This is a genomic window from Dyella sp. (assembly GCF_036746095.1).
In the GTDB taxonomy this organism is placed as follows: Bacteria; Pseudomonadota; Gammaproteobacteria; order Xanthomonadales; family Rhodanobacteraceae; genus Dyella_B.
In genome coordinates, this window is record NZ_DAIOEU010000004.1 from 103,725 (window position 1) to 120,051 (window position 16,327).

Here is a 16,327-nt window from a genome sequence, read left to right on the forward strand (position 1 = left end):
TGGGCGGCAGGATCAAGTCGTAAGGTCTATGCGCCATCCGGATATGTATGCGCGAATGATTCGTCACCCCGGCGAAAGCCGGGGCCCAGTGGCTTTAACGGGTATCAAAGACGCGGGGTGACTCGCTTCGCTCACACCTTCGGGATCGTCCATTCGGACGTTCTGCGCGCTTCGCGCTACGTCCGGCTTTCGCCGGGACGACGATGAAGCAAGGAGGCATGAATCCCGACCCTACGTCGCGCAAGATGTAAGCAAGGCGAATCAAGCACGGCCGTACACATCATCGAAGCGCACGATATCGTCTTCACCCAGATAGCTGCCGGACTGCACCTCGATCAACTCCAGCGGCACCTTGCCCGGGTTGCGCAGGCGATGCACGCTGCCGAGCGGGATGTAGGTGCTCTGGTTCTCCGCCAGCAGGAACACCTTCTCATCGCAGGTAACTTCAGCTGTGCCGGACACCACGATCCAGTGCTCGGCGCGATGGTGATGCTTCTGCAGGCTCAGGCTCGCGCCCGGCTTCACCACGATGCGCTTCACCTGGAAACGCCCGCCCGCTTCCAGCGAGTCATAGCTGCCCCACGGACGATGCACCACACGGTGGAACGAATGCTCGGTGCGGCCGGAAGCCTTGAGCTGATCGACCACCTTCTTCACGTCCTGCGCGGCATTGCGATGCGCGACGAGCGTGGCATCCGGCGTGCTTACCACGATCAGGTCGTCCACGCCGACAGTGGCGATCATGTGGCGGTCATGCGAGCGCAGCAGCGAGTTGCGCGTGTTGACCGTCAACGTATCGCCTTCGCGCTGATTGCCTTGCTCGTCATGCTGGCCCGACAGCCATAGGGCCGACCACGACCCGATGTCGCTCCATGCGCAGCTCACCGGCACCACCGCAGCGCGCGAGGTTTTTTCCATCACCGCGTAATCGATGGAGTTGTCCGGCACCTTGGCAAAGGCTTCGGCATCCACACGCACGAAATCCAGGTCGCCATGCCCGGTGGCGTAGGCCTTGCGCACCGCCTCCAGCATCTCTGGGGCGTGCTGCCCCAGCTCTTCCAGATAGCGGGCCGCCTTGAACAGGAACATGCCTGAGTTCCAGTCATAGCCGCCGTCCTTCACATAGCCCTCGGCGGTGGCCAGATCCGGCTTCTCCACGAAGCGCTCCACCCGGAATGCCCCGCCGCCGATGGATTCGGCCCGGCGGATATAGCCAAAGCCGGTCTCCGGGCGATCCGGGCGGATGCCGAAGGTGACCAGCCAGCCCTCGCGGGCGGCGGGCAGCGCTTGCTGCACTGCATTGACGAAGCTTTTGGTGTCGCCGATCAGGTGGTCGGCGGGGAGCACCAGCAGGAGGGCCTGCGGATCGCGCTCGACGGCTTTCAAGGCGCCCAGGGCGATGGCGGGGGCGGTGTTGCGGGCGGCGGGTTCCAGCAGGATGGTCGCGTTCTTGATCCCGGCTTCCAACAACTGGTCGGCGGCAAGGAAGCGATGATCTTCGCTGGCGACGATGATGGGCGGGGTGATCTCGGGCAGCTTTCTCGTGCGCGCGACCGTTTGCTGGAACAGGGTGCCGTCGCCACTCAGGGAAAGAAACTGCTTGGGAAGGTTCCGGCGCGAGACGGGCCACAGGCGTGTGCCGCTGCCGCCGCTAAGGATCAAGGGGATCAGCATGATTCAACGAACCTGCTTTGCAAGAGTGTCGATGACATGGTCCAGGCCTTCCTGCCAATCGGCAAGAGCATGACCGAACCATTGCTGAAAACTTCGGTTATCCAGCACGGACCAGGCGGGGCGTTTGGCGGGCGTGGGGTATTCGGCCGTGGTGATCGGCAACACACGCGGGATGCGTGGAAGCAGCCCGCGAGCGTGGGCCTTCTCGAAGATGGCGCTGGCAAAGCCGTGCCAGCTGGTGTGGCCGCTGGCAACGAGGTGGTGGATGCCCTGCATGGCTGCACGCTGCTTGGCATCGGCATCTTGCCAAGCGGTCAGCGCCGCGAGCGTCGCGTTCACGATGGTGTCCGTGCTCGTGGGCGCGCCATATTGATCCGCCACCACGCGAAGCTCCTCGCGGTCGGCGCCCAGTCGCAGCATCGTGCGCAGGAAATTGTGGCCGTGCGGCGCATACACCCAGGCAGTGCGAAAGAGGAGGTATGCGGTGCCGCTGGCTTGCAAGGCCTGCTCGCCGGCCAATTTGCTGCGGCCGTACGCGCCGAGCGGTGCCGTGGCTGCGTGGGCCGGGTAAGGGGCGGTGGCCTGCCCGTCGAAGACATAGTCGGTGGAGTAATGCACGACCAGGGCATGATGGGTCGCAGCCCAGCGCGCCACAACCGCCACGGCCTCGCCATTTACCGTGGTGGCCAGCGATTCTTCCTGCTCGGCGCGGTCGACGGCCGTGTAGGCGGCCGTATTGATGACGATGGTGGGCTGCACTTTCTCCAGCAGCGCCAACAGCGTGGCAGGTGAGGAAAGATCAGCCACTTCGGCTGGGCCGCCATCAAGGCGCGTGCCATCGCGGCTGGCTGCGATGACGTTGCCTAGCTTTGAAAGTTCTGGATGTTCGAGAAAACTGCGACCGAGCTGGCCGTTCGCACCAAGCAGCAGGATGTTGTTCATTCGGCGAATACGGGCAAGCGTTCCGTGGGAATGTCGGCCAGAAAGGGGGCCTTGAGGTCTTTTTCGGAAAGCTGGGGCGCGCTGATGGGCCAATCGATGGCAAGCGCCGCGTCGTCCCAGCGAACGCTGGCATCGGCTTTCGCGTCGTACAGCGCGGTGCACTGATAGCTGAACGTGGCGTGCTCGGACAGCACGCAGAAGCCATGGGCAAAGCCTTCCGGAATCCAGAAGTGCCGATGGTTTTCCGCGCTGAGCATCACCCCAGCCCACTGTCCAAACGTGGGCGAGCCACGGCGGATATCGACCGCCACATCGTAGACCTCGCCCTCCAGCACGCTGACGAGCTTGCCCTGCGGATTCGGCCACTGGTAATGCAAGCCGCGCAGCACGCCGTTTGCCGAGCGCGAAACGTTGCTTTGAATGAAGGTGGAGGTGATGCCGGCAGCGTGATACTTGGCCTGGTTATAGCTTTCGTAGAAGAAGCCGCGCGCATCACCGAACACCTGGGGCTCGATCACGACGGCGCCCGGCAAGGAGGTCTGGATGACCTTCATTTGACGAGACCCTGTTCAACAAGATGCATGAGATATTGGCCGTAGCCGGTTTTGAGCAGCGGCGCGGCGAGGCGCTTGACCTGCTCGGCATCGATCCAGCCGTTGTTGTAGGCCACCTCTTCGGGGCAGCACACCTTCAGGCCCTGGCGGTTTTCGATCGTCTGGATGTAGTTGCCGGCTTCCATCAGCGACTCATGCGTGCCGGTATCCAGCCAGGCATAGCCGCGGCCAAGTTGTTCCAGGTGCAGCGAGTTGTCTTCCAGATAGCGGCGATTGAGATCGGTGATCTCCAGCTCGCCCCGCGGAGACGGCTTCAGCTCGGCGGCGTAATCGCACACGCGTGAGTCATAGAAATACAGGCCGGTCACGGCGTAATGCGACTTGGGCTTGCTGGGCTTTTCTTCCAGCCCGATCACGCGGCCGCTGGCATCGAACTCGGCCACGCCATAGCGCTCCGGATCCCGCACGAAATAACCGAACACCGTCGCGCCTTCCTGGCGTGCGTCAGCGCGCTTCAGGCGTTCCGTCAGGCCTACCCCGTAGAAAATGTTGTCACCCAGGACCAGGCAGCTCGGGGAGTTGCCAATGAAGTCCTTGCCGATGAGGAACGCCTGCGCCAAACCATCCGGCGAAGGCTGCACGGCATAGCGGATGTCGATGCCCCACTGCGAGCCGTCGCCGAGCAAGCGCTGGAACAAGGCCTGCTCATGCGGCGTGTTGATCACCAGCACTTCGCGAATGCCCGCCAGCATCAGGGTGGCTAGCGGATAGAAGATCATTGGCTTGTCGTAGACCGGCAACAGCTGCTTGCTGACGGCCTGGGTAATCGGATAAAGCCGCGTGCCGGAACCGCCGGCCAGGATGATGCCCTTGCGTGCGCTCATACGCCCAGGCGCTCCATGCGGTAGCTGCCGTCGAGTACGCGCTGGACCCACGGACGGTTGGCGAGATACCAGTCGACAGTGGCCTCGATACCGGCTTCGAAGCTATGCGAGGGCTGCCAGCCCAGTTCTCGTTGCAGCTTGCTGGCATCGATTGCATAGCGGCGATCGTGGCCGGGACGATCCTTGACATAAGTAATAAGTGATTCGTGCTTGCGCCCATCGGGCAGCGGCTTCTTGGCATCCAGCAAGGCGCAGATCGTCTTCACCACCGTGATGTTGTTGCGCTCGGCGTTGCCACCCACGTTGTACGTTTCGCCCACCCGGCCACCTTCCAGCACGCGGCGGATGGCGCTGCAATGGTCGCCAACAAACAGCCAGTCGCGGATGTTCAGGCCATCGCCGTAGACCGGCAGCGGTTCGCCGGCCATGGCCTTCTGGATCACCAGTGGAATCAGCTTTTCGGGGAACTGATAAGGCCCATAGTTGTTCGAGCAGTTGGTGGTGAGGGTGGGCAGGCCGTAGGTGTGATGGAAAGCGCGGACCAGGTGATCCGAGGCGGCCTTGGAGGCGGAGTAGGGTGAGTTGGGGGCGTAGGGAGTGGTTTCGGTGAACTTGCCTTCCTCCCCGAGCGAGCCGTATACCTCGTCGGTGGAGACGTGCAGAAAGCGAAAAGCGTCCCCGTCGGAACCGGCCAGGCTGCGCCAGTAATCTCTTGCGGTTTCCAGCAGGCCCAAGGTGCCGACCACGTTGGTCTCGACAAATGCGGCGGGACCGTCAATGGAGCGGTCGACATGTGATTCGGCGGCGAAATTCACGATCGCGGAAGGGCGATATTGCTGCAGCAACGTGCCGACAAGGGCGCGATCACCGATGTCGCCCTGCACGAAGATATGCTTGTCGTTACCATTCAGAGACTCGAGCGTATCGAGGTTGCCGGCGTAGGTGAGCTTGTCCAGATTCACCACGCGCAGGCCATCCGCAACCGCTTGAAGGACGAAATTGGCCCCAATAAAACCGGCTCCGCCGGTGACGAGCAATGTTTTCATGTATGGCTCCAAATGGGTCGATTATTTTGTCATAGAGCCAAGGGCAATGGTCAGCGCGGGCGGGATGGGGTGGGGTGGGGTGGGGTAAGCGACAGGGTTCTCAAAGGATGGGTGCTGCGACTCATGAAGATTCAGAGCCAAATCGGTAACATGTCTGATTTGCCACCCACCTGGATCTGGGGCTTCGACAACATGAAATCAGCCAACAAGCGCCGCTTACGCGGCTTGGGGACGCGAGCCATACACGCCGGCCAAGAGCCTGATCCCAGTACAGGCGCCATCATGACGCCCATTTACGCCACCTCTACCTATGTGCAGCAGAGCCCCGGAAAACATAAGGGTTACGAATATTCGCGCACGCAAAATCCCACGCGCATGGCCTATGAGCGCTGTGTGGCAGATCTGGAGGGCGGCGTAGCCGGGTTTGCTTTTAGCTCGGGCCTGGCCGCCGCGGCCACCGTACTCGATCTGCTCGATTCCGGCAGTCATGTAATCGCGATGGACGACCTCTATGGTGGCAGCTACCGGCTGTTCGAGCGGGTGCGGCGCCGATCTGCCGGGTTGGATTTCAGCTTCATCGATCTCAATGACGGGAATGCCCTGAAAGCTGCGTTGAAACCCAATACGCGCATGATCTGGGCCGAGACTCCTACTAATCCAATGCTGAAGTTGGTGAACCTTGCCAATGTTGCCCGTTTCGCAAAGAAGCATGGGTTGACTTTTGTGGTGGATAACACTTTCTGTTCGCCGATCTTGCAACGTCCGTTGGAGCATGGCGCCGATCTGGTTCTGCATTCAGCAACCAAATACCTCAACGGACATTCAGATATGGTTGGTGGAATCGTTGTTGCAGGCAGCGCAGGGCTTGCAGAGCGGATAGGTTTTCTACAGAACTCTGTCGGGGCAATAGCCGGACCATTTGACGCTTTCTTAGCGATGCGTGGATTGAAGACCCTGCATCTACGCATGAAGGCACATTGCGAACGAGCATTAGAATTGGCGCGCTGGCTTGAGCAACATCCGGCCGTTAAAAGAGTAATTTATCCAGGTCTAAAGAGTCACCCGCAATACCGGTTAGCGATCCGACAAATGAATGGTTTCGGAGGTATAATTTCAATTGAACTCGCTGGCGGCGGAAAGAGTGTGCGTAGAATGCTCGGACGATGCCAACTGTTTGCCTTGGCTGAGTCTTTGGGGGGGGTGGAAAGCTTAATAGAACAACCATCGACTATGACTCATGCGTCCTTACCACGACTCCACCGTCGCAAGCTGGGCATAACTGATGGCTTGGTAAGGCTATCTGTGGGGATCGAAGATATTGGAGATTTAAAAAGCGAGCTTGACCATTCGTTGGGCTAGGGGCTATCACGCTAGCGGATGGCGCGCTTGATAGCGGGACGATCGAAGCCTTAAATTTAGGTAATAATTGTGGAAGTTAAAGTTAAAAGAAGAATAATACAGTGGGGGCTTATAATCTCTGCGCTCACAACTCATATATCTCTCACTAGGGAGCTCTCCAAACGAGATGTACTGGGGCGCTACCGAGGATCTAGTTTTGGCCTGCTTTGGTCTCTGATCAGTCCGTTCCTCACTTTATCGATCTACACGTTTGCATTTGGCAGCATTCTTAAAAGTCGATGGCCTCAAACCTCTAATGGATCAGCAAGCTTCGCAATGATTCTTTTTGTAGGATTGATTGTGCACGGATTCTTTGCGGAATGTTTGAGTCGGTCTGCGACCTTAATCACGGATAACGTGAATTTTGTGAAGCGAGTTATTTTTCCGCTCGAGATATTGCCATGGTCAATGGCAGCGGGTGCGATATTTCACAGTTTAATGAATATGGTGGTGTTCATTGCACTTCACTATTTCCTTGATGGTCACCTATCGTTCTTAGTTTTCCTTTTTCCTGTAGTCATGTTTCCACTAGTACTGTTGGCAATCGGTATCGGCTGGATATTCGCAGCGCTTGGTGTCTACTTTCGGGACATTTCTCAGGTGACTGGGGTGATCTCGACCGCCATGTTTTTCTTGTCCTCTGCAATGGTGCCGATTTCCGCGTTGCCGGCGAATTATCAGCCGTTATTCAAGCTCAACCCAATTACGTTTATTATAGATCAGGCTCGTGAAGTTGCCCTATGGGGGCGTTACCCGGATTGGATCGGACTACTCGAGTATTCCCTTGTGGCAGTTATTGTAATGATCGTCGGTTTCGGAATGTTTCAGGTCGCTCGGAGGGGGTTTGCTGATGTCCTCTAAAAGCGAAGATCTGATCATCTCCTTGAAAGATGTCAGCAAAATGTTTCCTATATATAAAAGTCCTCATCATCGGCTGGTGCAGATGCTTTCTCCGCCAAGAGATAAGGAGCGATGGTACAAGAAATTTTGGGCGCTTCAAAATATTTCGATGGACATTCCAAAAGGTGAAACCATTGGCATTGTCGGGCGAAATGGCTCAGGTAAGTCGACCTTATTGCAGGTAATTTGCGGCATCCTTTCCGCAACTAACGGAGAGGTATTTGTAAAAGGACGCATAGCGGCGCTCCTAGAATTGGGCGCAGGCTTCAATCCTGAGTTTACCGGTCGTGAGAATGTCTTTCTGAACGGAACGGTATTGGGCTTAAGTCGAGAGGAAATTGCAGCGCGATTTGATGAAATTGCAGATTTCGCCGATATTGGCGAGTACATTGACCAGCCGGTGAAAAGCTATTCGAGCGGCATGTATGTGCGTTTAGCTTTCGCGGTGGCTATTCACGTAACTCCGGAAATCCTGATCGTAGACGAGGCCCTATCAGTCGGAGACGAGGCATTCCAGCGCAAGTGTTTTGCTAGAATCAACGCTCTTCGAGACTCAGGAGTTACAGTTCTCTTCGTCTCACATTCTGCCGGTATCGTTACAGAGTTATGCAATCGAGCGATATTGCTTGATCGTGGCGAAATTATTGCCTTGGGCCCCCCGCGAGAAGTTGTTGCAAAATATCACAAGATGCTTTTTGCGCCGCAAGAGAAAGTTGTGGAAATAAGGGCGAGATTGCGTTCGGAAATGCAGGGTAGCAAAGCTCTGGATAGTGATTCCTTGGTGCAGAATCACAACTACACCAGATTTTTGGCGGGTTCGCCAACTGAGCAAGAGGACGAGCAAGCTTACCTGGACGAACACATGCGTCCTGTAAGCACGGTGCACTATGCAAACATGGGGGTGGATATTGTTGATCCTCATATTGAGACATTGTCGGGTCGGCGAGTGAACGTGATCGCCGCGGAGAAGGACTACATCTACACTTACGAAGTGCACTTTTCTCAAAGCGCAGCCGGAGTACGTTTTGGTCTTATGGTCAAGACCGTCACTGGATTTGAGATTGGCGGTGGCGCGAATGCGTTGCAGCAGGACGCGATATCGGTCATAGACAAAGGCAGTCGAATCAAGGTTGGTTTTCGTTTCACCTGTTGTCTCGCAGCGGGCGTGTATTTTGTGAACGCAGGGGTAGTCGGTGTTGTTGGTGAAGAAGAAACGTTTTTGTGCAGGCAAGTCGATGTGACGATGTTTAGGGTTATGCCCGATCCTAACCGGATCGCGACCGGTCTCGTGAATTTAGGTATTGTCCCGGAAGTCAAGTTTCTTACTTTGTGCGGAAACGCGATTGACAACGAAGTCCGGTAAGCAATGAAAATTGTGCTGATTTCAGGATTGCTCAAGCATGAGTAGCAAAAATGTGATTGTGGGATGGACCGGACGTCTTTCCCTCGATAGATTTTGTGAAGTTGCCGGCCTCATGGACGATCGCCCCGAGATCGTCTCCAGAATTCCACTTCAGGGAATGGATGCTAATGTACTTGTTGCGGTCCGCGTACAAGAGGTTGTTGCGTTGTTAGTGAGCCGTTTCGGTCGCTACAAGGTCGCTTATGTGGATTGGACGTCGAATGGCGGACGGTTTAGGAATTTAGTCTGTTTTTTTATTGCATATCTGCTGTCAGCAGGTAGTGTAAAAATTGTAGAGGATGGCAATTTGACTAATACGGGCAATTTTTTTTCGCGCCAAGTCCGTCGTTTATATGATAAGGATATGGCTATATATGTGACTCTTATTTTATGTGCAAATCTCGCTGCTATCGTTGTGAGGGCAAAAAAAATTGTTTGGGGTATTTTTTATCCCTTAATAATGCTTTGTTCAATATCCTTTGGGGAAAGAGCGCATCTTCAAGAAAAAATGGCTGAGCATTCTGCTCGCTATGGACGTATTGATTATTGGTTATCTCAGGCGAACTTTAAGCGAAAGCCGCTTTTGATAGCTATTGCTTACGGCGCGTTGTTTGCAGCATGGACGGTGCCAATGTATGCGATGTTGCTCATACTTAGAGTGTTCCGCGGAATGACGCGTCCCGTCGATCCGCGCACTGCAATTTTGTTCGTTTCGCACGAATGCCGTTTGAACGGCGCCCCGCAAAGCTTGCTGACATTGCTAGCAGGGCTCGATAGAAAGGAATTTAGGCCTCTATTACTGGTGCCGAGCGAGGGGCAGCTTGCCGACGCCGCAAGAGCGATAGGAGTGGATGTCTATATCACACCACTGTCTCAGGTGCTTATGCAGCGTCCAAATCGGTTCGCGCTTTGTCGTCATTTTGTACGCTTGCTCGTTTCCATAGGCGCAATTATGGGCCTAATCGTGCGCGAGCGTGTGTCGCGAGTTCACATCAATGTCGCGGTTACTCCTGATGCGGCTCTGGCTGGAAGGTTGCTGGTTGTCCCTGTAGTTTGGCACTTCAGGGAAACTATTGGGGTAAGTCGCTGGAGTCGATTCCAGATATGGGTGTTAAAACGATTTTCTAGTCTTGTCGTGTGCAACTCGGAATTCACGCGTGCGCGCATAGCGGAACTAGGTTGTCCCTATACTCGTTCAATTACATTACATAACTGTATTGACGATAAATTTGGGGGGTGGCGACATTCGCGCGCCGAAGTGCGTCGTGAATTAAAGATACCTGAGAGCACAGTTTTGGTTGGTTGCGTTGGCCAGATTACGAGTGATAAGGGACAGGACATTTTCGTACGAAGTGCGGGGCTTGTGGCCAAAGACCATCCCGATGTCCGTTTTGTGCTTGTTGGCACTTTGGAGAATGCAGAATATGTTGCTGAACTGCGGCGCATTGCTGCCGAACAGGGTATTGAAGATAGATTGCTATTTTTGGGGTTTCGAACTGACATAGGACGCATAATATCTGCGCTAGATATTCATGTGACTCCATCGCGATGGGATGAACCCTTCGGTCGAGTCGCTCTCGAGTCTATGGCGTTAGGTGCGGTTTCTATTGTTTCTGATCGTGGAGGATTGCCGGAAATCGTGCAGAACGGTGAATCAGGCCTCGTATTTGCCTCTGAGGACGTAGATGGGTTGGCGCGCCTGCTCAATGAGCTAGTAAGCAATCCAGAAGAGCGCCACAATCTTGCATCCAAGGGCCTGGAGCACGCGAGAGCGGAATTTTCGAGCTTAAGGCATGTTGACGATTTTCAACACCTTATTCGTTATCCCTTTCATCCGGAGAGGACGGGGCGATTTAATTCAATGTGGCGTCGATTGGCGCCAGTTCTCCCGCGACGCCTGCGTGCAAATTTGTGGTGCGTACCTGCATATTTGCTGTTGTTAGTCATTGTGCTGATGGTATGGAGTATTTCGATATCTTGTTTTCTCGCCGCACTTCCTTTCGCTCTATTTGCCGGCTGGGCGGCGAGACATCTTCATTGCTCAGGAGATATAGCTGTCCTGGCTTACCAGACCAAGCGAAATGCATCTACTCGCTTCAGAGTGACGCGCTTATTTGATCGCATGCGAGCTTTTGGAGTTAAATCAAAGGTTTTCTACCCTTCTAACGAATGGTTGGGGGATATATTTTATTCTTCATTGTTCTATGGTGAACATCCTTACCTGAAGGATTTTTATTACTATGCGATTATTTTTCCCGTCAGGCTATATGGTATTATCTGTTGCTTATTTTATCGATCGGTTTTGATTCAATATGAGTTATTTTATGAGGGGCCGATGTGGCTTGAGCGTTTGGTTATTCGGTTGCATCCGCGTGTTTATTATGATTATGACGATTCTCTCTTTGCCTTTAGTAGGTATGCTAAGGAGCTTCCGAAGATACTTCCTCGTTTTCACCATATAGTGGTTGGTAACGCATATCTTGCCGACTACACGCAAAAATTTAATAGCAATGTCACGCTAATCCCTACGTGTCCAGACCAGACGAGCGAAAGAATACCCGTTTCGGAAGATAAAAGACTAGTAATTGGTTGGGTGGGCAATCCGGCCAATTTGAGCTATTTGAGAATGCTGAGGAAGCCAATCGAGGAGCTGAGTAAGCGCTATAATATTGAAGTTCTCGTCGTATCCGCAGGCCCATATCAGCTGCAATGGTTCGGCCTGCAGGGGCTGCCTATTCGTCGGCGCCAGTGGGCTCTATATAGAGAACTTAGCGACCTGCAAGACATGGACATTGGGGTAATGCCTGTGGACGAGGACGAAATTGGGAGAGGTAAATGTGGTTTTAAGGCTTTGCAATATATGGCAGCGGGCGTGCCAACCATTGCTTCTCCAGTAGGTGTGAACGCAGAAATTGTCGAGCATCTAAAAAATGGATTTCTTGCCAATAGCGAGAGCGAATGGACGGAATATATGGAGCGGCTCATAGACGACAAAGCGTTGCGTATACGTTTTGGAGTTATTGGTCGAGAAAAAGTGGCGCAAACGTTTGATCAGGATCAGCAGGTAAATCGATGGATTGTGCTCATTGATGACACTCTGTCAAAAGTCGGGTAGTAAAATGAACAATAAAAAACGCCTTATCCTAGTTATAGGCATGCATCGCTCAGGAACGAGTGCAATAACCAGGGGACTGAAGGCACTTGGTGTCGAATTGGGTGAATCTCTGCTGCAGCCTGGCCCATTGGAGAATCCACGCGGCTTTTGGGAAGACAAAGACATTGTTGAATTGAATCGAGAGCTACTCGAGGCACTTAGTACTGATTGGTGTAGTGTGGCTGATATTGACCGGCGATCACTTCCGGCAGATGTGCTTGAGTCGTTTTTAGCTCGCGCCGCTGAACTTCTCAATCAGAAACTCGAAACTCGCGCTATCTGGGCTTTTAAAGATCCGCGCACCACTCGATTGTTATGGTTTTGGAAGCAAGTCATCGAACGGATTGGGGTTTCGGATGTCAACTATGTCTTATGCCTGAGGAATCCCCTCGCAGTTTCGGATTCGCTTTTTATCCGGAACGGGATTGACCGAGCGACTTCAATCCTGCTTTGGGGAGTCTACACTGTGGAGGCTCTACAGCAGATAGATACGGATAGTAGCGTGGTGATTGACTATGACCAGCTACTAGAGAACGGACGCGAAGTGCTTAGTCAACTAGCCACAACAATGCATCTTCCCTGGGCGGTAGGACGTTTGGAGGAGGAGTATTTTAGCGAGTTTCTAACGTTCGACTTGCGTCATAACAAATATGAACTCGATGAGCTACGTGATAGTGGTTTAGCTGATCCGGCCATCGTGCAGTTATATGCAGAAATTTCAAGAGCTGCTTTGACTGGCGGGCGACTAGATAGCCATCAAATTTTGCCGTCTCTAGAGATGGCGGCGGAATGGTTGAAAGGAATCGCTGCGCTACGAACGGCTATGGACCGAATGGAAGCAGATCAGCACAAAGAGTCTAATACACATGTTATGCACTCAGAGTTTGAGCGAACCGAAATGTTCAGGCTTGAATGCGACAGACTTAGGGAGAGGAACGGTGAGCTGGAAGGTCATCTCAGTGAGTTAGAACATCTGCGCTCGCAAGCTGAAATGTTTAGGCTCGAGTGCGATAGGCTTAGAGATAGGAATGGTGAATTGGATGGCCAATTAATTGAGCAACGGTCCAGTACGGAGAAACTTCGAAACGATTTTGAAGCTCTTATTGCAGAGAGCGCGAGCGAAAAGGAGAGTCATATCAAGATGGCATGTCAAAATGCCGCGTTGATGACGAGAGTCGTGGGGCTAAGAGCGGCGCGTTCACTGATGATTGACCATTTTTTTAAAGATCTGGCAGTCCTTCGTGCCACAGTGGACCGGTTGGAATCGCAACAGTCGCGAGAAGACAGTCTTGATGAATGATGGCGCTAGTTCTCGCATTTGATTTTTACAAATCAATTTTACTCATCGCGTTAGTCTTATTAAAGGAATAGTGGTCGTGTGCGGAATTACCGGCTTTATTAGCTTTCAAGGTCAATCATCGGGTCAGAAATTTCTTGACGATGCTTCACAAATAATATTTCATCGTGGCCCCGATGAAGGTGGAAGTGCAATTCTTGCGGACGGAAGGGTCGGTCTAGCGATGCGTCGACTAAGTATTGTCGATTTGGCCGGTGGTCACCAACCAATGAGCTGTGCAGAGGGCGATATAATAATCGTTTTTAATGGGGAAATTTACAATTATCCGGAGCTAAGAGCCAAGTATCTTAGTGGCGAAGAAATGGTCACTCGGAGTGACACCGAGGTTTTACTCAAGCTCTACGAGCGTATGGGGGTAGCTTGTTTCGGCTTGCTTCGCGGGATGTTTGGAGTTGCCATATGGGATGCAAGGGCGAATAAACTCGTCCTCGCACGAGATGCATTCGGAAAGAAACCGCTTTATTATTTTAGTGGTGAATGGGGTCTCGTATTCGGTTCTGAAATCAAAAGCATTTTGCAGGACAGCAGTGTTCCACGAAAATTGTCGCGGCAAGGATTGGACAATTTTTTGACGTGGCTTGCTGTGCCAGATCCTGAGACGATGTTCGAAGGTATTCGAAAATTGCCTGCAGGCCACTTCATGGAGGTAGACCTCGATGGACGAAGCAGCATTCAGAAATATTGGGACTTAAAGTTCCCGGTCGTTCCCAAAGTAACTAATGCAGGCGATGCAGCCGATCTGTTGATCTCGAGATTAAGTGAGTCAATTTCAATTAGGCTGCGTGCCGATGTGCCTGTCGGTGTGCTGCTTTCGGGAGGTGTTGATAGTTCAGCCATTGTGGCTTTGGCGTCACGTCAAGTCTCTCATCAGTTACGCACGTACTCAATAGGTTTCGCCGAAGACGGGTTTAATGAATTTCCATATTCGGATTCAGTTGCCAGGCGTTACGATACTGATCACACCAAAATAGTCATGCCCCCAGAGCTTTATTGGGACACCTTGCAGACGGTGGTGTGGCATCTTGATGAGCCGGTTTGCGATACGGCAACGGTCCCTTTGTTTTATTTGTGCCGTGAGGCTCGTAAATCTGTAAAGGTACTTCTTTCAGGAGAGGGAAGCGATGAGATGCTCGGCGGTTATACCTCGCGGTATAGAGAGGGTATTGACGCTATGCGTCTCGGACGCAAAGCGGAGCATCTTCCGAAGAGGTTGCTTCGTTATCTATGGGACAAGAGCGGTGGAGGCGTCTGGCCAAAGGGAAGGAAAGATCTGTGGAATTTTACGCAGCCAGGTGAGCTCAAGTTTCTGAATGATCAGATTTATGGTTATTATGAAGGCCTTAGAGATGATCTCTATAGAGGCGGGCTGATGGATGGTTTTAGCCCTGATAGAACGGAACTCTTCGAGCGCGTGGTCCGTCCTTCTCTAACCCCTCTGCAGCGCCTCTTGTACACCGACTGTAAGGTTAACCTTCCAGCATATTTGCTGATGAAGGCTGACAAGATGAGCATGGCGGCGTCGATTGAATTGCGGTGTCCCTTCTTGGATAAGGAATTCGCAGATTTTTGTGCAGGTCTGCCAGATGAGTTGAAGCTCGATCGACAGGTGGGTGGAAAGGCTATACTCAAGCGAGCGCTTGAACCGCTGCTGCCACACGATGTGTTATATCGCCCTAAAATGGGATTCCCGGTGCCCATCGGTGAATGGCTGAAGAAAGGATTGAAAGAGCAAGCCTATGAGACGCTGTTCAAGCCGAATAGCTGCATTTCTCAGTTTCTCAACATGGATCACGTACGCAGCATGTGGAACCACCACCAAGAAGGCACTCTTGTGTTTGGTACTCAGCTGTGGCAATTAATATTGGTAGAATTGTGGATGAATCGATTTGCGGTCAGCATATGACTATACCCAAACTTTCTGAATTAGCGGTCGGGCGCGAAAATAACCTAAATATGATTAGGCTATTAGCTGCGTCGCTGGTGCTCTATTCCCATTCGTTTGCTCTTGTTCGGAAAGGGGCTAGCCAAGTGGGAGGAGGGGAAGCAATTGGCACGTTGCTCGGTAGTCAAGATGGCGGTTCCATTGCAGTAAATGCCTTTTTTCTTATAAGTGGCTTTCTGGTGACCGGAAGTTTACTAAAGCGCAATGATCTTATGTTCTACATCCGCGCGCGGATGCTGAGATTGTTCCCGGCGCTTTTTGTGTCGCTAGTGTTGACTATTTTCGTGCTTGGCCCACTGGTCTCGACATTACGTGCCGCGGAATATTTATCGAGTGGTCAAACTTATCGCTTTTTATTAAATAATTTGTCACTTTGGCGAGCTGATTATTTATTGCCTGGTGTTTTTCAAGATCAGCCGAATACTTCGCCAAATGGATCACTTTGGACGCTGCCAATGGAGGGGCGCATGTATCTCCTGGTGGCAACCATATGGTTGTTGCGAGGTTTCAGTGCACGATGGCTTTTTAATTTGGTGGCCATATTTGGCTTGATTTTTACTATCAGCTGGCCCCAGATCAATCCGTTTATTTTGGATCAACGAGAATGTTTTATTGTCGCAGCCTTTTTCCTCGTCGGGATGTTGGTTTATGTCAATATGGATATACTTCCGATAAACGGCGGTATCGCGGCGTTCTTATTTTTGTTGTGTCTCTTAGCACATGGCCAATCGAGTTTTGATGTGATGTTTGGCGTGGCTCTTGCGTATGGTGTATTTTGGTTAGGATTTAGCCCAAAGATTGGTTTTTTTAACCGGATTGGAGACTATTCTTACGGTATATACGTATACGCCTTCCCTATTCAGCAGCTTTACGTGCATTTTTTTGGAGAAATAAGTTCGCTGAAGTTATTTGCCTTGTCGATGCCAACAACACTTTTAGTCGCGATGGCTTCTTGGCATTACCTTGAGAAGCCTGCTTTGAGTCTGAAAAGGCGTCAATCAGCTCCGTTGTCTGCAGGGCCTATGGAGTCGGCAAGTCGACCTTCGAAAGCCTAGACGACGTATGAAGTGCGTT

Annotated in this window: 12 protein-coding genes; 7 read left to right on the plus strand and 5 right to left on the minus strand. The window is 52.7% G+C overall.

Annotated features, from left to right (window positions below):
• Nucleotides 1–261: 261 nt before the first annotated feature.
• Genes V7M64_RS03605 through rfbB form a run of 5 tightly spaced genes read right to left on the minus strand, consistent with a single transcriptional unit; the run spans nt 262 to nt 5,100 of the window.
• Nucleotides 262–1,674 carry a mannose-1-phosphate guanylyltransferase/mannose-6-phosphate isomerase gene (locus V7M64_RS03605; protein WP_333677082.1) on the minus strand — a complete coding sequence of 471 codons (1,413 nt, stop codon included), beginning with the start codon at nt 1,672–1,674 and terminating at the stop codon, nt 262–264.
• Between the two features lie 3 nt (nt 1,675–1,677).
• Entirely contained in the window at nt 1,678–2,616 is a 939-nt protein-coding gene (gene rfbD, locus V7M64_RS03610) for a dTDP-4-dehydrorhamnose reductase (RefSeq protein ID WP_333677083.1), read from the minus strand.
• Nucleotides 2,613–3,170, minus strand: a complete 558-nt coding sequence (gene rfbC, locus V7M64_RS03615; protein WP_333677084.1) for a dTDP-4-dehydrorhamnose 3,5-epimerase — start codon at nt 3,168–3,170, stop codon at nt 2,613–2,615. The genes rfbD and rfbC overlap by 4 nt, the downstream gene beginning before the upstream one ends.
• Nucleotides 3,167–4,054 (minus strand): glucose-1-phosphate thymidylyltransferase RfbA, encoded by an 888-nt coding sequence (gene rfbA / locus V7M64_RS03620; protein WP_333677085.1) that lies wholly within the window; start codon nt 4,052–4,054, stop codon nt 3,167–3,169. Before rfbA ends, rfbC begins: the two co-directional genes overlap by 4 nt.
• On the minus strand, nt 4,051–5,100 hold the full coding sequence (rfbB, locus tag V7M64_RS03625; RefSeq protein ID WP_333677086.1) for a dTDP-glucose 4,6-dehydratase: 1,050 nt from the start codon (nt 5,098–5,100) through the stop codon (nt 4,051–4,053). Before rfbB ends, rfbA begins: the two co-directional genes overlap by 4 nt.
• Before the next feature lie 192 nt (nt 5,101–5,292).
• Here rfbB and V7M64_RS03630 point away from each other — a divergent pair, with 192 nt between their 5' ends.
• The 7 genes from V7M64_RS03630 (at nt 5,293) to V7M64_RS03660 (ending at nt 16,308) form a co-directional block, all read left to right on the plus strand.
• Nucleotides 5,293–6,459, plus strand: a complete 1,167-nt coding sequence (locus tag V7M64_RS03630) for a PLP-dependent aspartate aminotransferase family protein (RefSeq protein ID WP_333677116.1) — start codon at nt 5,293–5,295, stop codon at nt 6,457–6,459.
• 69 nt (nt 6,460–6,528) lie between these two features.
• Nucleotides 6,529–7,359 (plus strand): ABC transporter permease, encoded by an 831-nt coding sequence (locus tag V7M64_RS03635; protein ID WP_333677087.1) that lies wholly within the window; start codon nt 6,529–6,531, stop codon nt 7,357–7,359.
• Nucleotides 7,349–8,761, plus strand: a complete 1,413-nt coding sequence (locus V7M64_RS03640; protein ID WP_333677089.1) for an ABC transporter ATP-binding protein — start codon at nt 7,349–7,351, stop codon at nt 8,759–8,761. The genes V7M64_RS03635 and V7M64_RS03640 overlap by 11 nt, the downstream gene beginning before the upstream one ends.
• 37 nt (nt 8,762–8,798) lie before the next feature.
• Nucleotides 8,799–11,915 carry a glycosyltransferase family 4 protein gene (locus tag V7M64_RS03645; RefSeq protein WP_333677091.1) on the plus strand — a complete coding sequence of 1,039 codons (3,117 nt, stop codon included), beginning with the start codon at nt 8,799–8,801 and terminating at the stop codon, nt 11,913–11,915.
• A gap of 4 nt (nt 11,916–11,919) precedes the next feature.
• Nucleotides 11,920–13,254, plus strand: coding sequence for a hypothetical protein (locus V7M64_RS03650; protein ID WP_333677092.1), 1,335 nt, complete (start codon nt 11,920–11,922; stop codon nt 13,252–13,254).
• A gap of 76 nt (nt 13,255–13,330) precedes the next feature.
• On the plus strand, nt 13,331–15,214 hold the full coding sequence (gene asnB / locus V7M64_RS03655; RefSeq protein WP_333677093.1) for an asparagine synthase (glutamine-hydrolyzing): 1,884 nt from the start codon (nt 13,331–13,333) through the stop codon (nt 15,212–15,214).
• Entirely contained in the window at nt 15,211–16,308 is a 1,098-nt protein-coding gene (locus tag V7M64_RS03660) for an acyltransferase (protein ID WP_333677094.1), read from the plus strand. The genes asnB and V7M64_RS03660 overlap by 4 nt, the downstream gene beginning before the upstream one ends.
• Nucleotides 16,309–16,327: the final 19 nt, after the last annotated feature.